Source organism: Vreelandella sulfidaeris Esulfide1 (assembly GCF_054072535.1).
The window spans coordinates 3,970,914-3,997,257 of the sequence record NZ_CM133364.1; the positions used below are offsets into that span (position 1 = coordinate 3,970,914).

General features: G+C 46.1%; 20 protein-coding genes. 12 read left to right on the forward strand and 8 right to left on the reverse strand.

Annotated elements, in window-relative coordinates; all coding sequences use genetic code 11:
• The 5 genes from ACW44H_RS18475 (at nt 1) to ACW44H_RS18495 (ending at nt 7,562) form a co-directional block, all read left to right on the forward strand.
• On the forward strand, nt 1–1,005 hold the full coding sequence (locus ACW44H_RS18475) for a helix-turn-helix transcriptional regulator (protein WP_457505957.1): 1,005 nt from the start codon (nt 1–3) through the stop codon (nt 1,003–1,005).
• 158 nt (nt 1,006–1,163) lie between these two features.
• Complete coding sequence (locus tag ACW44H_RS18480; RefSeq protein ID WP_457505958.1) at nt 1,164–3,269, forward strand: TonB-dependent siderophore receptor; 2,106 nt, start codon at nt 1,164–1,166, stop codon at nt 3,267–3,269.
• Nucleotides 3,270–3,416: 147 nt separating this feature from the next.
• Nucleotides 3,417–4,325 carry an ABC transporter substrate-binding protein gene (locus ACW44H_RS18485; RefSeq protein ID WP_113270461.1) on the forward strand — a complete coding sequence of 303 codons (909 nt, stop codon included), beginning with the start codon at nt 3,417–3,419 and terminating at the stop codon, nt 4,323–4,325.
• Nucleotides 4,326–4,426: 101 nt separating this feature from the next.
• Complete coding sequence (locus tag ACW44H_RS18490) at nt 4,427–5,935, forward strand: YifB family Mg chelatase-like AAA ATPase (RefSeq protein ID WP_457505959.1); 1,509 nt, start codon at nt 4,427–4,429, stop codon at nt 5,933–5,935.
• Nucleotides 5,936–6,596: 661 nt separating this feature from the next.
• Nucleotides 6,597–7,562, forward strand: a complete 966-nt coding sequence (locus ACW44H_RS18495) for a hypothetical protein (RefSeq protein ID WP_457505960.1) — start codon at nt 6,597–6,599, stop codon at nt 7,560–7,562.
• A 50-nt stretch (nt 7,563–7,612) separates the two neighbouring features.
• Here ACW44H_RS18495 and ACW44H_RS18500 read toward each other — a convergent pair whose 3' ends face one another.
• The 3 genes from ACW44H_RS18500 to ACW44H_RS18510 are packed head-to-tail and all read right to left on the reverse strand — an operon-like array spanning nt 7,613 to nt 12,001.
• A complete protein-coding gene (locus tag ACW44H_RS18500) occupies nt 7,613–8,929 on the reverse strand; it encodes an O-antigen ligase family protein (protein WP_457505961.1) in 1,317 nt (438 codons plus the stop codon).
• 18 nt (nt 8,930–8,947) lie between these two features.
• A complete protein-coding gene (locus ACW44H_RS18505; RefSeq protein ID WP_457505962.1) occupies nt 8,948–10,768 on the reverse strand; it encodes an ABC transporter ATP-binding protein in 1,821 nt (606 codons plus the stop codon).
• 21 nt (nt 10,769–10,789) lie between these two features.
• Nucleotides 10,790–12,001 carry a nucleotidyltransferase domain-containing protein gene (locus tag ACW44H_RS18510; protein ID WP_457505963.1) on the reverse strand — a complete coding sequence of 404 codons (1,212 nt, stop codon included), beginning with the start codon at nt 11,999–12,001 and terminating at the stop codon, nt 10,790–10,792.
• Nucleotides 12,002–12,408: 407 nt separating this feature from the next.
• Between ACW44H_RS18510 and ACW44H_RS18515 the strand changes: the two genes are divergently transcribed.
• The 7 genes from ACW44H_RS18515 (at nt 12,409) to ACW44H_RS18545 (ending at nt 19,043) form a co-directional block, all read left to right on the forward strand.
• The gene (locus ACW44H_RS18515) at nt 12,409–13,344 is read left to right on the forward strand and encodes an AAA family ATPase (protein ID WP_457505964.1); all 936 of its coding nucleotides are present in this window, start codon (nt 12,409–12,411) and stop codon (nt 13,342–13,344) included.
• A 10-nt stretch (nt 13,345–13,354) separates the two neighbouring features.
• Nucleotides 13,355–15,016, forward strand: a complete 1,662-nt coding sequence (locus ACW44H_RS18520; RefSeq protein WP_457505965.1) for a cobaltochelatase CobT-related protein — start codon at nt 13,355–13,357, stop codon at nt 15,014–15,016.
• Nucleotides 15,013–16,953 (forward strand): asparagine synthetase B family protein, encoded by a 1,941-nt coding sequence (locus tag ACW44H_RS18525; RefSeq protein WP_457505966.1) that lies wholly within the window; start codon nt 15,013–15,015, stop codon nt 16,951–16,953. The genes ACW44H_RS18520 and ACW44H_RS18525 overlap by 4 nt, the downstream gene beginning before the upstream one ends.
• Nucleotides 16,954–17,050: 97 nt before the next feature.
• Nucleotides 17,051–17,194, forward strand: a complete 144-nt coding sequence (locus tag ACW44H_RS18530) for a hypothetical protein (protein WP_457505967.1) — start codon at nt 17,051–17,053, stop codon at nt 17,192–17,194.
• A 733-nt stretch (nt 17,195–17,927) separates the two neighbouring features.
• On the forward strand, nt 17,928–18,071 hold the full coding sequence (locus ACW44H_RS18535; RefSeq protein ID WP_457505968.1) for a hypothetical protein: 144 nt from the start codon (nt 17,928–17,930) through the stop codon (nt 18,069–18,071).
• A 179-nt stretch (nt 18,072–18,250) separates the two neighbouring features.
• The gene (locus tag ACW44H_RS18540; protein ID WP_457505969.1) at nt 18,251–18,544 is read left to right on the forward strand and encodes a PqqD family peptide modification chaperone; all 294 of its coding nucleotides are present in this window, start codon (nt 18,251–18,253) and stop codon (nt 18,542–18,544) included.
• A gap of 7 nt (nt 18,545–18,551) precedes the next feature.
• A complete protein-coding gene (locus tag ACW44H_RS18545) occupies nt 18,552–19,043 on the forward strand; it encodes a lasso peptide biosynthesis B2 protein (protein WP_457505970.1) in 492 nt (163 codons plus the stop codon).
• 365 nt (nt 19,044–19,408) lie between these two features.
• On the opposite strand, the gene ACW44H_RS18550 is transcribed toward ACW44H_RS18545, so the two are convergent.
• The 5 genes from ACW44H_RS18550 to ACW44H_RS18570 form a co-directional block, all read right to left on the reverse strand.
• Complete coding sequence (locus ACW44H_RS18550; RefSeq protein WP_457505971.1) at nt 19,409–20,596, reverse strand: hypothetical protein; 1,188 nt, start codon at nt 20,594–20,596, stop codon at nt 19,409–19,411.
• Nucleotides 20,597–20,607: 11 nt separating this feature from the next.
• Complete coding sequence (gene murB, locus ACW44H_RS18555; RefSeq protein WP_457505972.1) at nt 20,608–21,570, reverse strand: UDP-N-acetylmuramate dehydrogenase; 963 nt, start codon at nt 21,568–21,570, stop codon at nt 20,608–20,610.
• Nucleotides 21,558–22,826 carry a UDP-N-acetylglucosamine 1-carboxyvinyltransferase gene (locus tag ACW44H_RS18560; RefSeq protein ID WP_457505973.1) on the reverse strand — a complete coding sequence of 423 codons (1,269 nt, stop codon included), beginning with the start codon at nt 22,824–22,826 and terminating at the stop codon, nt 21,558–21,560. The genes murB and ACW44H_RS18560 overlap by 13 nt, the downstream gene beginning before the upstream one ends.
• A 1,114-nt stretch (nt 22,827–23,940) precedes the next feature.
• Nucleotides 23,941–24,867, reverse strand: a complete 927-nt coding sequence (locus ACW44H_RS18565; protein ID WP_457505974.1) for an ATP-grasp fold amidoligase family protein — start codon at nt 24,865–24,867, stop codon at nt 23,941–23,943.
• Nucleotides 24,868–25,245: 378 nt separating this feature from the next.
• Nucleotides 25,246–26,262: a hypothetical protein gene (locus ACW44H_RS18570; protein ID WP_457505975.1), complete on the reverse strand. Its 1,017-nt coding sequence runs from the start codon at nt 26,260–26,262 to the stop codon at nt 25,246–25,248.
• Between the last annotated feature and the right edge of the window lie 82 nt (nt 26,263–26,344).

Consider the following 26,344-nt stretch of genomic DNA (forward strand, 5'->3'; position numbering starts at 1 on the left):
ATGGCGACACTCGGCTCAATAGCGCCGTCTTGCATACCCATTACCACTCATGACCTGCTGGCTATTGGTCAGCGCTTCGGGATCGACTACCGCTTTCCCGAAGCGCCTGACCGCTCCCAGCCAGCGCCTTGCGTTGCTCGTGGGCGGGTGATGGATGTCGAGATAGACCCCACACTGCGCGTGACACACTCGGATCTAGACGTCCTACACGCTTACGCCTCCACTTCCCGGCGTACTGCGCCGTGGTTTCTCAGCGTGATACTCGAAGGCCGTATTCAAGTCAGTCTCGGGCGCCAGTCGTTTCAGTTGCAAGCCGGCGACGCCTTCAGTGCACATTTCAACGAGCAGACTGGGCTTGAGGTCTTCCAGCCCGCGCCACAGCGTTTGCGCATCCTAAACGTCTCGCTTCTCGCTTGCACAGAGCCGCCCACTTTCTCGTCCATTAACTGTTCGCCTATCAATGTTACCCCTCCGGTAACGCCCCTACTGCATACCTGGAAGGTGCCGCAGTTCCTTATTCATAGTCTGGAGACGGCACTGGCTTCGAACTGGCCAATCGAACGGCAGCGCCTGTTATGGCAAGGCCTAGCACTTCAGTTGTTAGCTCATGGACTGCCTGTGCCTATCGCTAGCCTTGAGCCCAGCGACGAAAGGGGCGTGGGAAGCATCCCACCGGGCCTCTCCCATCGCGATCACCAACGTCTGGAGCGCTTGCGTCAGCAGCTCGAACACTCCCCCAACCAGGATTATCGGCTTGAGCAGTTGGCCCGAAATGCCGCGATGAGCCCTAGCAGCCTACGCACCAAGTTTCAGCGCTGTTACGGCTGCTCAATCTTCGATTACCTACGCCGTTGTCGCCTGACCCAGGCTCAAGAGTACTTACGCAGAGGGTATAGTGTTCAGCAAACCGCTCACGCCTGCGGTTATCGCCACGCCACCAATTTTGCCACCGCCTTTAAGCGCGCTTTTGGCATTGCGCCCCATGAAGTACACCATCGCCATTAAAAGCCGCAGGGTTGTTTTTAGAGCGCTAAGTTCCTCTGTTGGACGTTTTTTAGCATTACGCATACCCCCTTTGTCATTGCGCATACCTTTCCACTGCAATAAAGGGCAATAATTCTCATTAACACAAAGTTAATTGCTTCTTATTGCAGGTGCCTCCCATGTTTACTTCTCACCATCGCTTTCTACGCTCTCCCCTTAGCGCCGCGGTTATCGCGGCACTGTGGGCATCACCGCTATATGCCCAGGAGAGCACCGAGCTGGGCACCGTCACGGTGACCGCGCAGCAAGCCGCCACCAAAGTCGAGACACCTTTTATTGAAACGCCCCAAAGCGTTTCCACCATTAGCCGTGAGCAGATGGAGAATCGTGGGGTGAGTACCGTGCAGCGCGCCACCGACTACACGCCCGGTGTCTATAGCAATCAGATAGGTGCCTCCAATCGCTTCGACTACCTGGTGTTGCGCGGATTTTCTGATGGAAGCCTGAGTAACACATTCTTGGATGGTTTGAAGATCATGGGCGATGCCAACTCGCATAGCAGCATGCGCATCGACCCCTGGTTTTTGGAAAGCATTGAAGTGGTGCGCGGGCCTGCCTCGGTGCTTTATGGCCGCGCCTCCCCAGGCGGTGTGGTGGCTTTGAATAGTAAACGCCCCGAATTTGAACAGTCCGGTGAGCTGCGTTTTCGGTTGGGCAATAATAATCAACGCAGCGCCGCTTTTGACCTCACCGGGCCAATTGGCGAGGAGCAACGGGTTGCTTTCCGCCTGACCGGTATTGCCAGCGCCGCCGATACCCAGTTTGGTCCGGCTAAAGAGGAGCGCTATGCCATCGCGCCACGACTAACCTGGGACATCACTGATGACACCAGCCTCACCGTAGAAGCCTATTTGCAGGATGAACCAGAAGGCGGTTACCACTCTGGTGTTCCTTTCGAAGGGGCCGTGGTTGCCCGTAATGGGCGCAAAATCAGCAATAATTTCTTTGATGGTGAAGAGGATTACGACACCTACGAACGTACCCAGCGCATGGTCGGCTACGCCCTTGAGCACCGCTTTAATGACCAAGTGACCGGCCGCCAACTGATGCGCTACCTCAATTCAGATGTAGTGCTGAATCAGGTCTACGGCTATGGCTGGACGTCGCCCACCTCTGATGAACTCACCCGCTACTACTCTGGCAGCGATGAGTCCTTGGAAGCCTGGACGTTAGACAACCAGTTAGAAGCCAACCTCAGCAGTGGTTTTATGGACCATACGCTGCTTTTTGGGGTGGATTACCAACAGCGGGAAAACGACGTGTCATGGCCGTCGGGCGCCTTCCCCGCCATTGATGCCTTTAACCCTATTTACGGCGCCGAGCCGAGCGCTCCTATTTATCAGCCGATGGGCGAACACCATGAGATAGATCAGACCGGTGTCTATCTACAAGACCAAGTAGCCCTCGATAACTGGCGCTTCACCTTGGGCGGCCGCTACGACTGGGTGAATATCGACAATGCCAACCGCGATAGCGGTGACACCAGCTCTCTCAGCGACACCCAGCTTAGTGGCCGAGCTGGGGCGGTCTATTTATTCGATAACGGCGTAGCGCCCTACCTGAGCTATTCCACCGCCTTCACCCCCACCAGTTTCGTGGATGAGAGTGGTGATCTGCTTCAACCGATGGAAGGCGAACAGTGGGAAACCGGCGTCAAATTCCAACCTAACGACAGCCAAAGCCAGTACAGTGCTGCACTGTTCCACATCAGTCAGGAAAACGTCGCCACCAAAGAACAGCCCACCGACCCTTATCGCGCCGTGGGGGAAATCGAGTCTCAGGGGGTGGAACTAGAAGCGCAAACTCAGCTAACGGATACCCTCTCGCTACAAGGGGGCTATAGCTTCACCGACATCACCTACGCCAAAAGCGACGACGGCAACCAGGGCAATAACGCGATTTACTCACCCCGGCACCAAGTGCAGCTCTGGGGGCATTACGAGGCCAAGGACGGCTGGCTAAACGGCGTGGATATGGGGGTCGGTGTCCGCCATTATGCGGATATCGCCGCTGACCGGGCCAACACCGAAAGCGTACCCGACTACACCCTGGTCGATGCCACCCTTGGCTACGACCTAAGCCATGTCGGCATCAAGGGGGTCGAAACACGCTTAAACATAAACAATCTGCTGGATAAAGATTACGTGGCTTCCTGTAATTCGCTTGAGTATTGCTATTTCGGCGCCGAACGCGGCGTGACTGCCAGCGTCCACTATCGTTTCTAAGTGCTCGTTTGTTTCTAGGCACGACTAATAACGTTACGTTGCCCAGGCCAATGCACCTGGGCATTTTTTCTCTGGAACGAGGTTTGCAAACAATAAATATTATCGTTTAAATACAGCTCATATTTTTCTTGATGACCTCTCACCACCATGCGCCACTCCATTCTGTTTTCTTTATTTGCACGCTGCGGTCTATTCGTGGCTTGTCTGCTGATCGTTTCTACCGCCAAGGCGCAGTGGGCAACGGTCGACTGGACCATTGCCGAAACCTTGCTGGCCATTGATGCGCCTGTCAGCAGCGTCGCCCAACAAAGCGACTATCACGCATGGGTGGGGGAGCCCCGTATCCCCAACAGTGCTACCGATATGGGGCTACGCTCCCAACCTAACCTGGAATTGCTAGCCCAAGCTCCTCCTGAGCAGATACTCATTTCGCCAATGTTCGCTGGCTTAACGCCTCGCTTGGAGCGCATCGCCCCGGTTACCTCGTTCTCGCTCTATTCCCCTGCCACCGACACTTGGCAAGAAATGCAAACCTTGACCCGTCAATTGGGCGAGTTAACCGAGCGCCAAACCCAGGCAGAGCAACTGATCACGGAAACCCACGACTTGATGGCCAGCCTGCGAGAATCAAGCCCCCTCTCACAGTCTGATACCGCGCCGCTGCTGATGGTGCAGTTTATGGATGCCCGCCACGTGCGGGTGTTTGGGGATAACAGCCTCTACAATGCGGTGCTGGAGCAACTAGAGTTGTCCAATGCGTGGGAACAAACCACCAACGCCTGGGGATTTTCGCTGGTAGGGATTGAAGCGTTAGCACGCTACCCAGAGGCAATGTTGGTGATCATCGAGCCGCTGCCCGCCGGCGTCGAAGCGCAACTTGCCGACAGTGGCTTATGGCAGCAGCTTCCAAGCGTCAAAAACAACAACCTTCTACGCCTACCGCCAGTATGGAGCTTCGGGGCGCTACCCTCCGCCCAACGCTTTGCACGAGAGCTGACCGCTGCACTGAAGGTAGCGCCTGAGGATAGGGATTACCCCATGATGAAGGGAGGATGACACTACCAAAGTGTTCTTAATTACGGTACGTTAACCCCTCAAGCAAAATAGGCTTAACCTCAATGGGGTTAGGTTGACACCAAAGTCAGCGAGGGAATGCAATGACGCTAGCCATTGTTGCCACGCGCGCGGGCGTAGGCTTAGACGCACCCGCAGTGCATGTTGAGGTGCATCTGGCCAATGGCTTACCGGGCCTAACGCTGGTGGGCCTACCGGAAACCGCCGTCAAAGAGAGCCGCGAGCGGGTACGCAGTGCGCTCGTCAATGCTGGCTTTGATTTTCCTAATACTCGCCGTATTACCCTTAACCTCGCGCCCGCCGATCTTCCCAAAGAGGGCGGCCGCTTTGATCTACCTATCGCCTTAGGCATTCTCGCCGCCTCTGGGCAAATCCCGGTAGAGGCATTAGAAGGCATAGAGTGTGCTGGCGAGCTGGCCTTGGATGGCAAGCTGCGTGCAGTACCCGGCATACTGCCTTTTGCTCTGGCGACTCGACGGGCAAAAAAAGCACTGATTATTCCTCGCGACTGCGCCGATGAAGCGGCACTGGCGGGAGATTTACCGGTGCTGCCTGCGGACACCCTCTGGCAAGTCGTCGCCCATCTGCTGGGGCAAGAGAAAATCCCACCGCACAAATTGAGCGCCTCGGTTAAAACGACCGCCCCGGTAGATGATCTCGCCGATGTACGCGGTCAGCAGCAGGCGCGGCGTGCATTGGAAGTCGCCGCCGCTGGGGGCCATAACCTGTTATTTGCCGGCCCTCCAGGCACCGGTAAAACCATGCTGGCTAGCCGCCTGCCGGGCATTCTGCCGCCACTTTCCGAGGAAGATGCACTGGAAGTCGCCGCTGTGCGCTCGGTATGTGGCTTGCCGCTCGAAGCCGACTGGGGCAAGCGGCCATTTCGCCAACCCCATCATAGTGCCAGCGCCGCGGCTCTGGTCGGCGGCGGCTCAAAACCCAAACCCGGCGAAATTTCACTTGCTCACCACGGCGTGCTGTTTTTGGATGAACTGCCCGAGTTTTCCCGCAATGTATTAGAAGTGTTAAGACAACCACTGGAAACAGGCACTATTCATTTGGCCCGTGCCAGTCATGAACGCCGTTATCCAGCTCGGTTTCAATTGGTAGCCGCGATGAATCCTTGCCCCTGCGGCCACTTAGGTGACCCCCGCCAGCGCTGTCAGTGTACCGCCAGCCAGATCCAGCGTTATCAAGCGCGGCTTTCCGGGCCACTGCTGGATCGCATCGACCTCCAGGTAGAAGTCCCTGCGCTGCCGCCTGAGCAGTTGACGGCACAAACCCAAGGTGAATCATCAGCAGCCGTGCGAGAGCGGGTAATGGTAGCCCGGGAGCGGCAAATGACGCGCGGCGCGCTGAACAGCCAGTTAAGCGGTAAAGCCCTGGAAGCCGCCTGTGACCTTAATGATGAAGAACGTGCTTGGCTTGCGGGCGTGCTTGAAAAGCTCAAGCTTTCCGCTCGCGCTTACCACCGCGTATTGCGGGTGGCACTGACACTCGCCGACTTACAAGGCGCTCCTAAGCCCACCCAACCACACCTTATTGAGGCCATTGGCTATCGGCAGTTGGATCGTATGCTAAAGGGGGCTTAACGATGGTTATTAGCCATTACATCGGCAAGCTGGTGGCATAGGGCGTTAAGCTTTTCACAGGCCGCGTCATCTTTTAACGCGCCTGACCCGCTCAACCGGTGATGCTGCCAACAGCGCCGCCCACTTACCGCCAGCCAAAACCTACGTTACTAAGTGCTACTTTCTGCCCCTCTGTTAGACCATATCGAACTACATATGGAAGTACCCGCCCTGCCGCCAGGACGACATAAACGATCAAAGCATCACATCATACTGACATTTACACACTGCATATAACGGAGTAATTCGCCTAAGAGTACCGATCCTACAAAACTAGTAATTTTTATTTTTAAAACACTTCTCAATTAATATTTAAAGTATTAATCCACTAAAATTTTGGATCAAAATAATCATTCTAGTATCACAATCTTTTACGCTTATTTTGAATATTTTATATATAAGACACTGTAAAATAAGGAATTATATGGGAATTCAATTTTTCACGTTTCATTTATGTTATTTTTTATTAAAAATTGTGACAAAAATGAGTCAAAGATATTAAAATGATAAACAAGCCTTAGGATACTTACTTCAAGCTAGCCTTTTATTACGCTCTTTTAGAAGTATTCCTCAGCACTATTAAAAATTATTTTTATCTAATTTAATGTTCAAGAGTTTAACAATGGTAATTTCAATTGGGGGTTCAGTATCAACGGGTTCCTCACCTTGGATCGATATCGTCTCTGCTTACGAGGAGGTGGGGGTATTAGAAAAAGAGTTACGTATAGGGGAGTCTGGGCTTTATTCTATTGCTAGTAAGATCTACTTACAAAACACACCAACGAAGAATGAATTTTCTCAAGTTAAAAGATCGCTTACAGAGTTCGGCCAACAAGTACCTCTCCCCCTGCGATTAGCTTTTGCTTTGTTCACTAGATTGCCGGGGATTTCAGCGGGCATAAAAACCGAAATCACTAAATATCGGTCTAGGAAGCGATCATATGATAAGTTTTTACCTGGATTCTCTTTATATTCGAGACGCATGCTGAAAGAGTTAGAGATATTAATAGGTGAATTAAAGCAACTTGAAAACACGGAAAAAAAATTAAAAATAGAAAAAATAATGAATGAATATATTGCTTCATTAGAGAAATGCATTTGTAGTGATAAAAAAATCGTGTTTGATCAGCTAATTTCACCTAGATTATTGTTCGATGAAAAATACGGCTGTGTGGCCTCTAATGTCCTTAGCGAAGTTAAAATCATCGTGGTTAGGCGCGATCCTAGAGATCAGTTTATTGATTTACTTTTAAAGAAAAAAAAGGGTTACCATTTAATGCAGACTAGTGAAGCTGCTTCTTTGTTCGTAAATGAATATATGCCTAGGTATGATCGAATGGCAGACATGCTGGATACATGTGACCATAGCAATATAATTGATGTTTGGTTTGAAGATATTTTCTTTGATTTTGAAACAGCGTTAGATAAGGTAGAAACCTTTCTTGGATTAAAAAGCAGGCCCAATTTTTTTCATACTTTTGATTTCTCTGACGCATCAAGTAAAGTTAAAATGCATGAAAACGATAAATTTTCCAAAGAAGTTGCATTTATTAAAGACAATATGAAAAGACATCTGTATCGCTACTAGCGATAGTTATCGTGTCAAAACAGGTTGACTGATTTTACACATTAGGAGTATTAGCGTAAAAAGGCAGTCCGTCTAGGGGCAGTTGAGACCGGTTGCGCTTGGGTTTTATAGCCCAAACAGCCCCATACAGCTACACTAAACCCTAGAAATCCGCTGAATCCTCTTAGGTCTCTGAACATTGCTTGTGAGAGACCAAAATCGAAAAATCCTATAATTACCATTAGGCCACTAATAGCCAACAGACGAGAGCGTACATTATCATTCGCGTGTAACGCTTTTTTAGCAAATGCTGAGGCAAATCCAACATACAATAACAACAGACTAATAACGCCTAACAGCCCTCGGCGGGCGAGCGTATCAATAATATCGCTATGTAACTGTGGAACAGTCATACCTCTATCAGAAGCTATCTCATGGGCTACCAAAGATTCCAATCTTTCTTGAATACCACCCTCACCGATACCCAAGATAGGGTTCTCGATGAACATGATCCATCCTGCACGCCAAAACTCGAAGCGAGTACCCAATGAGGTGTCAGCATTATTATTTATAAAATATTGATAGATATCATCGAATATAGCCACTAAACGTAACCAGATGCCCGATGCGGGGTAAGCAATAATAAAAATAACAAATATAGTTATCAGTAACAGAGCTACATTACGCACTTTAGAGCTTATTAGATTAGTAGTTGCCGATAACATTAAGGCAGTGAGAAAAGGAATCGCTACCCAGCCGCCGCGTGTTCCAGACAATAAAGACGCTAAAAAGCCGAAAAAGGCAGCGCAAACAGCTAACAGGGCAAACCCAAAAGAGTAAGTTTTTCGTTGCTGCAACCAATAAATGCTCGCTACTACCGATAGCGCACCCGTCAAGAGCGATAAATTACCAAAAGGAATCGCATTGATGCCGTTACTGGCTCTTCCTACGCCAATGATAACTCGTTCATATATCGCGATCATACCTGAGCCTAACGCACCACAGCATACTCCCCACCAAAGCCAATAAGGAGAAGGAGTAAATGTACGCAAGGCAAGTAAAAAAAAGGCTGCTAGAAAAGGCCACAGATAAAGATGGTGTACCCCATCTCGAGCCAGCAAAGGTAGGCTGTCATCCGCCAATACACTCCACCACCACACGCTGCCAAAGAACACCAACGCAACGACTAGTTTGTAATCGTCGCCCGTGAATACTCTTGGGGATAGTTTGTAGCTAGCAAAAACAGCGCATCCTATTAGCGACGATATAAAGGCTGCCAAGCCTAACCACCAGTAAGCTTCTGGAATAAGAATAAGCGTGGCAGCAAAGACAAAGATAATAATGCCGTTAAGGAGTGAGAGAGCCTGCCCGGCTCTTCCTGTCTGCATTGTTTGAAGCCTATTCATTTAAGATAAGTCATGCTGGTAGTACTTAGCCTGACGGCTAAATAAATCATGATAGATACCCTTTTGCTCAAAAAGAGACTCATGGGTGCCCGATTCCTTAATTTCGCCATCATCCATCACGTAGATGTAGTCGGCTAACCGAATGGTCGACAGCCGATGACTAATAACCAAGGCAGAGCGATGGTTAATGCGTTCACGGAAGTTTTCGAATAGCTCGGATTCTGCCACAGGGTCCATGGCACTGGTGGGCTCGTCTAAGATGACGATGTTCGACTTCAGCATAAAGGCACGTGCGAGTGCTATTTTTTGCCACTGCCCGACGCTAAGCTCTTTACCATTATCGAACAGTCGTGTCAGCATCGTATCGTACTTATCATCCATCTCCTCAATAAATGCGGCCGCCCCTGCGTTTTCAGCAGCATTGGGCACGGTATGTTCGGCATCAGTACCGTTTATATGGCCAAAGCGAATATTTTCGTGCACTGACTCGGCATAATGTGAGTAATCTTGAAAGATAACGCTAAATAGTTGTCTATACTCATCAATGTCACAGTCTTGAGCGTTAACGCCATTAATGCTTACGCTCCCTTCCGTGGGGTCATAAAGTCGCGTCATTAGTTTAATCAGCGAGGTTTTACCTGACCCATTAGCGCCCACTAACGCTACAATTTGACCAGGTTTTATCTCCAAATTCACATTCTTGATAACGTCTTTATGGGTACCAGGGTAAGAAAAACAGACGTTTTTAAGCGCTAATGTGGTCTGTTCAGATTGAACAATATCAACGGGCTGAGACGAGCGAGGAACGGTATGCTGCATATCCATAAACTCAAACAGCATTCCCATATATAAATGGTCTTCATAAAGTTTGGAGAGTTGTTGTACAAGCTCTTGTCCCATCGATTGAGCACGTTGGAATATCAGCAGAAATAGCACTAAATCGCCTACGCTATTTTCTCCTTGGGCGGTATTCCACGCCAAATAACCTAGTGAAGTAAAAAATATTACCGACGCTATAGCTGCAACAATAGATTCAACGGTGGTTCGCTTGCGGCTGATGGCGAGTTTTTCTTCACGAATATCGCTACGAATACGTTTATATTTGTGCCGTAAAAAATCACCTAATTGGTTAAGTCGTAGTTCTTTCGCGTGAATGTCAGAAGTCATTAACCAGTCTAGATAACCTGCTCGGCGCTCCATTTGTGTCCTTCGACGCTGCCAGTCATAAAGAATTCGAGTAAAGTAAATCCTTGCAATGAGCGCAGGAATAATAGCGATTAAAATAATAGGTAGTAAACGCCAATTGATGGTAGCCAGGAGTACGATGATAGCTGAAAGCATTAACGCATTTTTGCCCAAGAGCATTAAATTGCTCGCTACCTGAGCAGGTCTTTGGCTACCGGATTGACGGGCACGCTCTAAGGTGTCGTGATAAAGAGGGCTTTCATAAAAAGCCAGGTCAACACTGATTGCGGTTTTCTGAACTATATTATCAACATAATCCGCGACCATCATACCTTGCGTTTCTCGAGAAAAACCGGCTAACGAGCGTGAAATAACGTAGGCCAGCGTACCCAGGCCAGTTAACACTACATAGTATAGAACTGATTTAACATTCTCTGCCGCTTCAGGCTCGGCAAGCACAGTGGTGACGACATCTACCATTTGTTTTAGAAGATAAAGCACGCCAAGCCCTGAAATAATCTCCAGCCCCATAAATAACGTACTTAAAAGTGTCCACTTTCGGCTACTTTTCCAAGATATCGAAAGTATACGCACCAATGAAAAGAAAGATGAAACAAACTTATTGACAATAGACATGTAGCAAAACCGCCTTGTTAATTAACCGTTTTTTTTATGACCTAAACGCATATAAGCTTCATGAAAGGGACGTATACAACGATAGACCCATTGCCAGTTACGGTTCAGTGGCCAAGCTACATAGGTATCATAGGTGGGTCGAAATATCCGCCTCCACCCCAACAGACGCCATTGCCATACCTCAACAGTAGAAGTTTGCCAAGCAAATGAAAAATCAGGGGTAGGTTTTTTGCGGCTAAGCGAGTGTTCAAACTCCACATCGCCATGCATGGCGAGTATAGATGTGCGTACCAGCTCGCGAGTATTAGGTGTCAACTCTTCCATATTGCGCTGCACTGGAGAACTGAAAAAATCAATCATTTCTAGGCATGAACGAACTGTATTGCCAAGTGAGTAGTGCTCTGCACGCGCTAAGACTTCATCAAGATTAAAATCTTGATGGTTTTGCATAGCCGTAATATCAACTAACCAATGCAGTCGGGACCAGTAATGCTTGGTATGGTGCCAGCATAAATAGACAAAAAGCTCGCTAATAGGCATAACCCAGGTGTCAACAGAGCTGATAGTAATGGGCTGCCGTTTTTCAAGCATATGCGATGCATCAAACACACTTCCGGTATTGTCAATTTTTGCATGGAATTCCACAGCGACGTTACGAGGCGAAAGCAAGGTGACTACTTTTTGATGGTTAGCTGCAAACTCAACGCTTTCTTCACTGGCTGTTAACGCCTTTGGATCATGAGCCCGATAGCCATTTTTAAGCGCGTATTGTAGTAGTTTTGGTAAATCTTTTCGTGTAACCAAAATATCCACATCACGACAGAGACGTTGAGCAGGCTCTGGGTAATATTGATAAGCCAAAGAAGGTCCTTTGAAACAAAGGTGTGGAATTTTGAGAGGCGATAATACATCTCTAACGATATGCTTGAACTCAGCTGAAATATTCAAATTATGCTGCAAGGCACGCAACGTGTAGTGTTTCATCACGTCGATATAAGGCTCAGGAATTCGATCTCTCCATCGCCTGCTAAGGTGGCTATGAACAATGGGTAGCACAAAGCGATCGGATGCTTGACGAGTAAAAGAATCCCAATCTTCTACTCGAGGAATGAGCTCATCAACCGCCCGAATGTGCTCCTGGGTTAGCTCCAGGCGAGATAGTAGCAATAGTAGCTGAAAACTTGGGTCCGCCATGAGGCGGTCAGGGGATTCAGATATCGTTCGCTCATTCATATTCTTTAATTATTCCAACTTTAGAAAGCGGTAAGCGGTTCTCTCATCCTTGCTACATGCCAGTCATCTACGTACCAGTCATGGTGCCAGCTACGAACATCGGTATTTTCCCCATCACATACGTTACTGATTGTTACTTCTGCTGATAGCCTTGGGGAAGCCCATCATCGCGGCATTAGCGACTATGGTTACAGCTAACGCCTCAAATGCATTACATGCATAGTGCTGTATTTCACCTAATTTAACTATTATCTTTACATTTAATGTTACCTTATGTAAACAGAATTTATATTTTAGCGATGCAATGCTCGGTTCCCAGCAGGATTACATACCCTCATGCAAAATCGAGTGTACTGGCTGCCTGGCTCCCGGCGACAAGGCCCCATAAAGGACGATTAATCGATACTATGACGACTTATACCCTTCAACCCGATACAAAATGCGCCTCTGAAGATGTCTTTCAGGTATCCATGCCGTGGGAAATCCCGGCGTTTTCCCAACCTGAAGAACACGTGCCAGAGAAGGATCAGCATTTTCATTTTGTCGAAAGTGCAACACGCGCCATTTTGATGGGGTTCGCCCAAAACCGTCGTGTCTATCTGTATGGGCCTCATGGAAGCGGTAAGTCATCACATATTGAGCAGGTCGCTGCCCGACTGAACTGGCCGTGTATACGCATTAACCTGGACGGTCACATCACTCGTGCTGACCTCATTGGCCGAGATATGGTGGTCATTCGTGATGGCAAGCAAGTGACGGAGTTTGTTCCCGGCATGCTGGTGTGGGCCATGCAACGCCCCATCGCGCTTATTCTTGATGAATACGATGCTGGTCGTCCCGATGTCATGTTTGTGATTCAGCGCGTGCTAGAAACGCAAGGCAAACTCACCTTGCTTGATCAAAATCAGGTCATTACTCCCCACCCTTGTTTCCGTCTTTTTGCTACGGCGAACACTGCTGGTCAGGGCGATGCCACAGGTCTCTATGTCGGCACTCAGGCGCTTAATCAAGCCCAGCTTGACCGTTGGCACGTGACTACCGAGCTTGGCTATATGACAGCGGAAGCAGAAACACAGCTGTTACAAAGAAAGCTTAGTGACTTACCCATCGAGCAAGTACAGCGCATGGTCACCTGCGCAGGTCTTCTCCGCCAAGCATTTGCCCAAGGCGACCTGACCACGCTTATATCGCTACGCACGCTGATTGCCTGGGGAGAAAATACCCTTCTATTAAACGACCCTCATGAAGCTATGCGGTTGAGCTTCTTTAACCGCTGTGACGAAGTAGAACGCTCTCTGGTGTCTGAAATTTATCAACGCTGCTTTGATATTGAGTTGTCATGAGGGGTATGTAATGCCAACAATCCCTAGTAAAGAGCAAGCGCTGATTGAAGCTTGGACACGTACCTACTCGTCTGGGCGTATTACTCGACCGCTATCGACTAGCGCGCAACCGGCTGCACAAAAAGATCGCGGGGCTGCCGATGCACTGGCTGCTTGGCGACGTTGGCATGACCCGCGCCAGCAGGCTCGTTTTACTAGCGATGAACAACGCTGGTACAGCTTGCTTGAACGAGCACGTGTTGAAACACTAGCTAGCCAAGAATTGCCTGGTATTGCGCGCAACTTAGCACAACCGACCGCAACGGCCCCAGCCAATAAGGAGATGGCGGCGCTTTACCGAGCTGCCCGTTTCACCTTCCAGGGTCTGCCGCAGCCCGATAAAATTTTATCTTCTTCGCCAATAAACCAGTCCTCGAAAGGGTTATTAAAACGTACATTGGGTCAGTTTTTAGGCCAACAATCGCCTGCTCCTCAGCCTTCGCATTCTTTAACCGATAACCAACTTCAAGCGTCGCTGCTAGAGGCCACTCATCATTTGGAAGATAGCGCTGTATTCGCGGAGATCGTTGCACCACTGGTTAAGCAGCTCGCTCACTTTTATGAACCTAATCAAACATCACATCCACGAATAAAAACTAGCGTTGCGCTCGAAGACGACGACGTAGAAGAGGATGTATCTGAACAAGCAGATTTAACTCAACCGGGGTTAACCGAAGAGCTAGCTGAACGTGACGATCAAAAACAACACTATGCCGTGTTCTCACGTGCTTGGGATGAAACTCAACCCGCTAGCTACTGGTTGCAGCGCACGGATACTGAAGCCCTTAAGCAACTCCATCAGCTTGACCAACGGCGCGTTAAGCAGCTTGCCCACCGTTTACAAAGACGTCTTTTAGCGGCTAGCCAACGGCAATGGCTATTTGATCAAGAGGACGGCAGGCTGGATAATCGCCGCCTAGCAAGGTTACTAGATGATAAACCCACCCAGCGCGTTTTTCGCTTTGAGAAAGAAGCCCAAATGCCTGAGGCGTGTGTGACGCTCTTGGTAGATCAATCTGGTTCTATGGATCTACGGCGTCGGCAGATGGCTGCCATGGCCATTGAACTCGCCATTCACACCTTGGAAATCTGTAAAATTCGCTGTGAAGTGCTGGGTTTTACCACCCGCTATACTGCCGATAACCCTGTATTGAGAAGCTGGCTACAGCGAGGAAAACCCGAGTATCCGGGTCGACTTAACGCTCTACAGCATATTATTTATAAAACACCTGAGCAGCCATGGCGACGCACCAAGCATCAATTAAGCCTATTGCTACGCCCGATGCCGGGTCACGAAAATATTGACGGAGAAGCGCTGCACTGGGCGGCTAATCGACTTAGCCGCCAGCCGCAGCCTCGCAAAATCATGATCGTTATATCGGATGGTGCCCCCTACGACAAAGCAACCGCCCAGGCCAACGGGCGCGATTTTCTAGAGCGTCACCTACGCCGTATTATTAGTGATATTGAAAAAAGCCCCATCACTCTGGCAGCGATTGGCACCGGTCAGGATGTTGCACGTTTCTATAACAATGCGTTAACCGTCCGTAGTCCAGAAGCGGTCGCGGAGAACTTATTCGAACAGCTAGGCGACCTACTTGTGCCAGCGCAAACCAATGGGGGTTCATTATGAGTGCTATTGCAGGCCTGATTCACCTTGATGCTAGTACCGTGGACCGTGACACCCTGCAGCGTATGCAGACGCTATTAACGCCGTATGGACGCGATGCACAGCATAGTTGGCACCTACAAAACGTGGGCCTTACCCGTACGTTGCTCCGCACGACTCCCGAAGACAGCCTTGATCAGCAACCTTTATGGCGCGGGACCGAAAAGTTGGCGCTAGTGTTTGATGGGCGAATCGACAATCGTGATGAGCTTTGTGAAAAGCTGGGGATAGGCACTGAGCAAGCTGCCTTAATGGCGGATAGCGAACTGGTTTACCAAGCTTGTCTTCGTTGGGAGACAGCGACTCCTAAGCACTTACTTGGAGACTTCGCAATCGCGTGCTGGCAGCCGCAACGTCAGCGTTTATGGTTAGCTCGTGACCCGCTCGGCATGCGCCCCCTTTACTGGTACCAGCGGGATGATCAAATCGCATTTGCTACGATGCCTAAAGCGCTTTTCGCGATACCAGGGTTCACTAAAGCGACCAGCGAAGAGCAACTGCATGACTATGTTTGTCTAATACCCATGTCGGGTCCAAAAACACTTTTTAAAGATATTTATCGCGTTGAAGCGGGGCAGGTGGTTAATTTTGAAAATGGTGAGTTGAACGCTCATTTTTATCATCGCTTTGACCCAGAACGTGAAATTCAGCTTGAAAGTGACGAGGCATATGTTGATGCCCTTCGTGAACATCTTGAACAAGCAGTCAATCGGCGTCTTCGATCAAGCGGGCCTATCGGCGCCGAACTAAGCTCAGGCTTAGACAGTTCCACCGTGACCGCAACAGCCGCTAAATTGCTGGCCAAGCACAAACAACCGTTAGCGGCCTTCACGGCACTGCCACGCGAAGGATTTGATGGCCCAGTTCCCCCAGGACGCCATGCCGATGAGTCTGTAGGCGCCAAAGCGTTAGTTCGTCGTTTCGAGAACATTGAGCATATTATAATTCGAACCGGAGAGGAAACACCGCTTGACCAGCTACAGGAGGCGGTTGAACTGCTTGACCGGCCGCCTCTCAATGCGTGCAATATGGCTTGGTGGATCGCCATTCGCAAGGATGCCGCCAAGCGAGGTATCAAAGTTCTGTTGACCGGATCAATGGGAAACTTCAGCATTTCCCATGATGGTTACCCCTATTTAGCATGGCTGACACGTAAAGGGCATTGGTTAACGCTATATAATGTCTATAAAGAGCTTAAGCAGCATCAGCCGACCCTACGATGGCGCAAGTTGGTTAGGCCATGTTTGGCACCGCTATTACCCAATTTTTTATGGAAGCTGCGGGAAAGCGCTCAAGGTAGGGCTTTAGGATTAAAAAAATATTCGGCTATCAATCCAGCCTGGTCTAAACAGATGGGTTCACAACAACGGGCTAAGCAAGCGGATTTCGATACTAGTTTTCAGCCTGCCTGGCAAGGCCGCCAACAGCGCATCCAAGCGATCAATAAGATGGAAAATGGTGACTATAACGCGTTAGCAAACGTCTATGGTCTTGAAATGCGAGATCCTACCGCGGATGTGCGTTTAATTGAGTTTTGTTTAGCTATTCCCGAATCCCAGTACCTAGGGGGTGGTCAATTTAAATGGCTTCTTAGACGCTTGATGAAGGATGTGCTTCCGCCAGAAATCCTTGATATTAAAACGCGCGGGTTACAGTCAGCCGACTGGCCAGAGCAAATGGATCGTGCCATACCACAAATACGCGAGGAGCTTGAAAAGCTCAAAGCTCATGGTAGCGCGAGCAATTATTTAGATATTAAAAGCCTAGAAAAAGCATTAGACGATTGGACCTCTACTGGTGCCTTAAACATCAAGGAAGCGGAACTTCGTTATCGAATCCGTATGTTGCGGGGGTTATCAGTGGGGCGCTTCATACGCTATGCGGATGAGCAAAACGAGTAACAAATAGCAATAATTTCATATAGACTAGTTACAAACAACTTACTATAGTGGTGTCGTTGCCACATTTGAGGCAACTATTAACCCTAAGGAGATCGAAATGCTACATACAGATCGCAAAACTTATAATGCCCCTGCGCTGCAAGAGCTGGGCGCAATGAAAGACATTACCGAAGGCGGTAACCAGAGCTTTGCTGAGTCGCTTGGTGGCCAAGACGGTACTGCGTTTGATGTCGCGTCCTAATTAATTTAGGAAATTGACATCATAAGCAGTACACCGCATGCCACTCACGTGGCATGCGGTTACACTATTTATAATTTTTCCCCTTCTTTCTCTTCCACCCTCTTCGTTCCAGCCTATGTACTCAATGAGATACTGCCGATGACAACTGACGGTATTAACTCAACGTACGGAGCAAATAGTTAGCAGACTGCATCGTCTGACAGAACTGGTTTCAGCTTTTCGCATATCAATCTCTGCTCATGTCTATGCTTTTGCTCTAAATTAGGAGTACTAGCGCTGTTTCAACTCCTCTCATACAAACTCTCCATCACAAACTCTCCATCACAAACTCCGAGTAGGCATTTTGATACGGTTACGGTCGATGGGAGGCAGAAAACTCAAACATTGCCTTCAAGACGAACTGAGTGCCTTAATTACAGATGCTGAGCTGGGGTTTGTCATTATTCTTGGATGGTAAAGCCAAAGGGGTTAATAATCCCTGGAAACCCCTGCCGCCACCGTTCTTACAAAATGTCAGGCCCAGGGAGCATGGGGGAACTGACGAATTAGGTGGTGCTAGGCTGTGTAGAAAACCCAATTTTTTTTTAAGTGTTTGACGCATCTCCTAATACTCTAGGATGAATTTAAAAACTAGTAAAAAATTGTAACAAATAAGTGTAGACGTGTAACAAAGAAGTTACTATAGTGAAATTGTTGCAAGACGGCTGGCAACAACCAATTTAAGGAGATCAATATGTTACAAACGGATCGCAAATCTTATGAAGCCCCAACACTCCAAGAGCTAGGTGTGATGAAGGACATTACCGAGCAAGGGAATGTACCAAACGCTGATTCACCGAATGGTTTAGATGGCACTGCATTTGTACCAGGCTCTTGATTTAGGATAATAGTTTTGACAAAAGCAGCACCCCGCATGCCACTCCCTGTGGCATGCGGCTTTGTTGCATATCACAAAATTATTACGATGAAATTTTTATAATTTTATGTAATTGTAATCTTTTTATTTAACATTACTTCTTCCCCTAACATTTATAAGTGGACAATGAAGCTATTACCATGACAACGATGACACTCTCTTCAACCACACTTTTACAACGCAACCCCGACATGGTCGCTGCCAACCTTGACGGTGATCTAGTCATGATGAATGAGAAACTCGGCCGCTATTACGGCATTTCCGGTGTTGGTGCACGTGCTTGGGAATTACTGGAAACACCGGCAAGCATAGATGACTTGGTGGCTAATCTTTGCCAGGAGTACGACATTGATAGCGATACCTGTCATCAGGATATAGCTCGGTTCGCCCATGACCTTATGAAGGTCAACTTGATTGAGCCAGTCGAGAAGTAAGGCTCGCGTGTTTAACGACGCTAAATCAATTGGCGGCAAGGCGCTGAGCTTTTTCCGCAAACCCGCTTTTACACAGTGTTGGTTTGTACCGGTTTGGCTAATGCTGGGCATTAGCCGGCTGCTGATTATTACGGTTACCTTCCGCCGCTTGGCCCCATATCTTGGTGAGCCTGTAGGCTTATGCGCCTACTCGCATATTTTAACAAGCAAACAAGAGGAGCAAGCATTACGCATTGCGCGTGTAATCCGTGTAGCTGCACGCTATTGCCCCTGGGTTGCCAATTGCTTTCCTCAAGCGATTACAGCGCGTCTACTACTGGGTTTCTACCGCATCCCCTATTCACTTTATTTCGGTCTTTGCCGGGATTCAGACACTAACGAATTTAAAGCACACGCTTGGGTAACCGCAGGGCGTATACCCGTTTCCGGGGGTCAAAGCTTTCAGCACTACACCTTCGTAGGCTGCTATTTAAGTACTGAGTGCACCACCGCTAAATGACCGGCTAGTGGCTTTCTTAAGCCTTAACTTGCCAGCGCCGCGCCCCTTATTGGAATAAAATCAAAGAGCTTATGTAGATGTATATTTTGTCGATATGATGTAATATTTTCAAGTTACTCCTAATATTGCTTTATTGATCCGTCGCTTTTAGTAAATACTGTCGTTTCAAGCTTAGGCAATTTCATTGCGACCGCTTTGCCATGAAAATGTGATCACAAAACTGGTAGCAACACCAGTGCCTTGGTGATTTTAGCATGCTACCCTTAGCCGCTACGTAGAATTGATTATAGAAAATTAATTTTGCAAAAATTATAATTTATCCTACCCTAGCAATACTTAATAAAATTTAGTTAACACATTATAAATTACTTACCAATTAATTTTTTAATTTTTCCTCGCATAAAAGAAATAGTTTTCTCTAATCTAAACCAAGCATTTTGCTTGTAAAAACTAACGTTAGTCTCAGGGATGAGATCATTATAAAAATCAATCAATTTACTTGCGCCTATTTTTACTTCATGATTTTGATTGAAAACATCAATCACCCACTCTTTATAAAAACTAGGATTTTCTTTACCATCTAGGTAATTAAAAAAAACATTCAAAGCTTTTTCTGCATCAATTCCATCATGGATACTCAGCCGGGGAGAAAAATTCTTATGAAATGCTTTATTATAATTTTTTTCTGTAGTAAAACAAGGTATTTCAGACCCTTTAAGAGGAAAGAAAACAAATTTCCCGTAAGACATTCCTTCCATATAGCTTCTACCAGTACCTATCACTACATCTGAATACCGTATGAGTTCCGAAGCTTCAATACAATATTCAGGCGTTACAAATAATTTAATATTTTTACAATCCTTGACTATTTCTTCTATTTCTAACAATACTGCTTCATCTTCTACATAACCCACGATAGCTAAAAAAACGTTATCAGAACCATATTTAATTTGAATGCGATTAAGTAAAGCTATGCTCTGCTTAATACTATCTCTATACGCTTTACCAATCCTTGAAATTCTTAATAGTTTAATACAATCGTCGCCGCTACCTTCAAAGGGATTTAGTCTTTTATTTTTCGCTAGTTTCGATGGTACCGATACTCGATTAGCGATCAAAGCTAGCTTTTTAGGCTTAGTAAGCAATCTCTTACTTAAAAGATCGAAGTCCTCTCCATGAAACACAATCATATGTTTATATACAGGTGAGTATACTTTTAATGCGCCCCCCCCGGGTTTGGTTACTACTAGAGGAATTTTAAATTCTGCAGCTGTTTTATTCGCAAATATTGCTGAATTGTTATCATAAGCATGAATTATTGTCGGTTCAAAAAACATTAAATCTTCTTTAGGGTTGAACTTATCGACCTCATTAACACTAATTTTAATAAAATCTACGTTTTCTTTATTTTTATATACATCAGGAAAAAAATCACCTACTACAACGATTTTATATAATACGGGAATTTCTTTTGCCAAATTTAGAAGAGAGTAATAATGTCCACCATTACCTGTATTAATACCTGAAAAACAGCCAATAAAAAAAACAACCATATATCCTCTCTTTACTTTGAATTATTTAAATAGTCTATCGGAAGCTTTTCCCCATGAGGAGTAACATAAAAGGCTTCAGGCTCCATATAATGACCAGTGCTATTTTTAACTTCTAGGCTGATTTCAGCAATAAGTTTTAAAATATTACTTGCAGTCGCACCTCCTGTATTTACTATAAAATTAGCATGTTGTAGTGAAACTTGCGCTCCACCTTGCCTCCTCCCTTTAAAACCTAACTTTTCTATGATTAGTCCAGGCGATCCAATCTCAGCATACATTTCAGGGTTGCTTTTAAACACGGATCCACAGCTGGGTAGTTTACGAGGAAATTTACGACTACGATCAGCTAATATAGCAAGCATATCTTGACGAATATTAGAGAGTTTCCCCGGACTAAACTTGAGCGTTACCGATGTAATCACTTCATTATTAGCTTGATAAATCGAATTACGGTAGGAGAAGTTACACTCACTAGCAAAGCGGTGAAAGATGTTGCCAGTGGTATCAACACTTTCAACACTCACCACGTTGCTACCAATACCTTTTCGCTGGCTACCACCGTTCATGCACACTAGTCCTCCTAGCGTGCCTGGAATACCACAGATATGTTCTCCCCCCGTCAATCCTGCCAGCATCAGCCGCCGAGCTAGACTTGGCACCCACACACCAGCTTGTACGTGCACTATGTTGCTGTACATAGTGAGTTGCGAAAGACGGTTACCTAACTGAACGCAGGGTGCACGGAGCCCTTCATCTGAAAACAGCAAGTTACTAGTAGAACCAATCGTGAAATGGTGAATACTATTACGATAAAACCAACTACGTAGATCGGCTACCTGTTTTGTCGTTGATGGGCGAATTAATATATCAGCCTTCCCGCCGACACCCCACTGACTAATTTCTGCCAGTGATACATTTTGCAGGACGCCCCCAGGACAAATTTTACTTAACTCAGCAACATTTATTCGCTCCATTGCGCGCTTACACCTAGTGATGCTAGTTTTTCTGGCAAATTATTGTAGCCTCTTAAAGCAAGTTCTACCCCATTAATCTGGCTTGCTCCTTCACTACAAATCGCGGCCATTATCTGAGCCATGCTCCCCCTTAGATCAGTAGACTCAGCTTGCGCACCTAGCAATGTATTAGGGCCATGTACTATGATTTTACCGGGCTCAGCCTTTACCGCATTATGCGCAAATTTGTTAAGCTCCTGTGCATATGCAATACGCTGGGGATAGCGATAGTCAAATATAGTAGAGCGGCCATTTGCAAAGAGCCCTAGGAATGTATAAAACGACTGCATGTCTGATATTACACCTGGGTGAGTACCCGTAGCTAATTCGAAGGGCTGGATTCCATGTGGGCCAATGCAGTCAGGCGATACCATGACAGTATTACTGTTTTTAAATAGATCTATACCTGCATCTCGCAGGTGGATTAAAGGGACCTCCATAGTTTCAAAAGGTACGTTTTTAATTAGCACAGTACCTCTAGTTACCGCAGCTAATATAATCCATGTTAATGCTTCAATTCGGTCAGGCATTATGCTGAACGAAGCACCACGCAGCAAGCTTCCAGCCCCTTGTATGCGTATATGACTACTTCCTTCTTGTACTATATTCGCCCCCATTTCTCTTAGAAACAGAATAAGATCGCTTACTTCTGGAGTTATGTAAGCATTACGAATTAACGTTTCACCCTTAGCAACTGCTGCACACATTAAAGCGTTTTCAGTACCACCGACTGTAGAAATAGGGAAATCAACTACTCCCCCTGTGAGTTCGCCTTCTACCAAAATGTATTCGGGCCACTCTTCGACCTTACAACCAAGCTGCTTCCAAACCATTAAATGGAGATCGTAGCCACGGCTACCTATCTTACATCCGCCAGGATAAGGTATTTTCACTTTCTTATTATGAGCTAGTGCACCTGCAGCAAGTAAGTAAGTCGTACGAATTGGCAAATCAAAATCTACGATTTTATCTGTCGAGATTGAAGAAGCTGACAACTCAATCTCTGAGCTAGCAAAATTTTCTTCAATACAAGCTCCCATCATTCGCATAAATTTTATTTTAGCTTTCACATCTTCCAATAAAAGAGGAAAGTTACGCAACGTAATTTGCCCTGAAGAAAGGAGCGCTGCAGCAAGCACACGTGTTGCACTGTTTTTAGCACCACTAACAGCAACTGTGCCATTAAGAGCTTGAGGCCCTGATATAACCACCTTCATGAACTTCACCCTCGATTATCAAATAAAATTAATTTCTTAACATCAATAGCTATAATCACATTAAAATCCAGCTCTATTTCTTACTTTATAATCTTCGATTAAAAAATATAATGCGAAGCGCATAAACAAATATACAGATTAATTTGTAAATAAATATAGTAGACAAACACTAATTACATACGTTCCATATCATTAAAAAAAGATACCACTCGTTTTTTTGTAAGCTTCAGATAAAGTAGAACTTAAGCTCCGACGACCAGCTTCTCTTGTGGGGCCATGCCCCCTAGCGGCATGTTCGATTGCTCCCCATTAAATGTTCATTACCATCTTATTAACTATTGCAGCACTTTCTCAATAGAATAAAACAGCTATAGGGCTAGTTAGTTATAATGTGCGATGGGGATGTAGCGCTCACAGTCAGATTTTTGCTGCGGGGGCTTACCCCAACATTAGAAGTTCGATCAATGCCCGCATGATATACTCAGTAGATAGGGACCGGTCCAGCTCAATCAGATGCTCTCCACCGATCAAGTTAAATACCCTTTAGCTACAGCTTTTCTCTAACTATTCGTGCATGAATTTTATAAAGCAACTGGGTCTAATGAGCGCGGACTATACAACTAACTCTGATTTCTCGTGTGCCAGTCACTTGTAAAACTAGATACCCCAGTCTAGAGCCAGTTCTCAGTAGTTATGATAGGCGATTTAGTGGTTCTAGAGATAATCATTAGCGTTATGTAAGTAAAGAAGTTACAGACCAAATTCCCATTTGCGCTGATATTAGCTAACCGTTCCATCTGTCTAGGGATCTCGATATTTTCAATCATAAGTTTTGCTTAATTCAGACAGTAGGACTCACTGTCAATGGAATTAAGTAAACGTAGCAAGAGCTATAGCAGAGACGGAGCGTCACTTTTAGGATGTTTTAAGATTATAAAAACTAGCTATCAGGAAAGCGTAATGCCTTAATATGTATATTTTTCTTTTTTTTACATAAAAAATCTACTCTTTCTCGCTCTAATTTTGTGAGGATTAACGGCCAATTCACATATGATATTAATATTCTAAAAACAATAATGAAGTCGTAGTAAAGAAAACCAAAGCCACGAAAGAATCACTCTGGATATCGCCATTTTTCACCAAGCTTCATATCAACTTCTGTGGGCTCAAAGCGAGCATATCCATTATTTGGACACTGAGTTATTTCGCCAAAATATACTTCGCCATCTAGCTCATACAGATCGACTCGAGCAAAATCAAAATAGCAACCGATCTTTTCTGCAATCAATATCATTTTATGCACAACCGGATTTAACTTGAAGCCAATATCTATTTCTTTTTTATTATACCTCTTTACTGCCAACCTATTTAGGCTTCTATCGAAGTGGGCATAGCACGGTTCTTCATCTCGCCCAGTAATAATTTGAACCAGCTCGACTTTTCCATGAAAAACATAAAATTTGTAATCTTCAAGTAAATCATTACCCAAGTTCGAATACATTTTTTCGACAAGAAACTCTTTTTTCATCTGTGTCGCAGGCCATACTAAACGTTGGGGGGCATATTCCTTTTTTTGCCACTCTAGCAATTTATTTTTAATAGATGCCCAGTCTTCTAACTGAGGTTCTTTTACGAAAACGTTCATTCCCGACGCCCACGCTGCTTTAATGACCACAGGCTCTTTTATATTACTAAATTCAAACTTCTCCACATCATCAATTATATGAATTTTCGGAATAAGTTTGACATCATCGTTTAATTTGCATTCAACGAGCCAACGCCGCACCTCAATTTTATTTGTCACTATAGGCCATAACGGCGACCTGCAGTAAAGACGTCGATGAATTGATTTTTCATTAAAACTTTTTGGCTTTTTTAAATTTGGTGTATAGCCGAGCTGTATAGCTCCTTTTAGTTTTGTGTATTTAAAATCACTTTTAGTTTCGCTTTCAAAAAAAGAATTAAAACTATTATAAGCGCCAGATTTTTTTAAAAAAAAACTATACATTTTGATAAGAACTTTATATAGATAAATTCTCATAACTCTCTCATTTATATTTTATCATTACACAGGTTCAGACAATGAGGCCGACACTGACTTATGAACAACTATAAGCTATTTTAATACCTTATTAACAATCGTTCAGCACTTAAATTAGAGACTTAAAGTTAAATCGTTTACGAGACCGTATATTTAATCAGAAAGCGATGATAATATCCGCAGCCTGGGGAATTTGAGCAAGCTGACTAATTCTTGCCCCTACTCATACGCCATGGATATAATCTATTCTCAGACTATAGCAGCATAGTATACGTTTTTTTCATTCTTTATTAGCCATAAAAAAGAATGATGTTCATAGCCATCTATTTAAGTTTAAAGGTAAAGCCGACGCTGCTATAAACACCACGTCTATACTAACTAACTCGACTGACCATTAATTTCATCAAGCAATGGCTTTAGGTTTTGATCCATATCCTCTAGTGACCACGGGCGCCGAAAGCGATAAACACGAATTTGCTGCGCCAAACGAATACACTCACGCATAAGCTGTTCATCAGTGTTGAATTCGCTGCCTAATTCAGGCCGATAAATGGCGCCCATAACAGTCTTAAAGGCTTCAACCCCGGATAATTTCTCCAGAGTGGCTTCTTCCCCTTCATCAGCACGTTCTAATTGCACCAACGCACTTAGCCGGTGGGCATCGTAACGCACACCCTTGTTCATCATTAAGTGAAACTTATCTGCACGCATCAAGTCGCGCACAAGCCCTTCTGTTCCTATTCCTAAAGCGGTTAACGCATCGCGCCAAAGTTTTGCACGCGCCGGGCCAGGGTGAAGTAGCGGCTCAGCTTCATCGGGCTTGATAACTGCCACATCATCGGTAATCAACGGCCATTGCTGCGTATAGTGTAGCCAAGCACTCATTGTCGACTTGCCCGCGCCGGAGTGTCCGGTAAACGCCCAAGCACCCGCAGGTGTTTTTAACGCACTCACATGAAGCGGTAGCCAGTGGCGCTGATGCAGTAGCGCTCCCAGTGCACTACCTAACAGAAACAAGCGTACATCGCCAGGATTCGCCACTGTATCTACGCCCTGCGACATACGTCGATCTAGCAAAATGCGCTGCCCTTCCTCTACACGGTAACGCGCAATACCTTCAACTGTAATCTGACAACGGTCATCGCCTACTTCCAACCAGTTTCTAAGGTAGGCTCCATCTTCAAGCCGATCAACGACCCCCGGAGTCGTTACAAATACATCTGGTTGGTCGCATGGCTCAATTTCCGGGAGTTCGGGCAGCTCAAGCGTAGAGCAAATTTTGAGCCCATAAGTAAGGTAATAATAACGCTGTTCTGTGGCGGGTAGATTACCCCGCCGTTCCTTGTGGTCTAACAGACTATCGTCCGCGGTGTCGGTAGCATGTCTTTCAGCCATCTTGATTCCCTAGGTATATACTGGCATATGTATTGCCATTGGTATCAGTTACCAACTAAATATGCTTTAGCTCTTGCCGTAG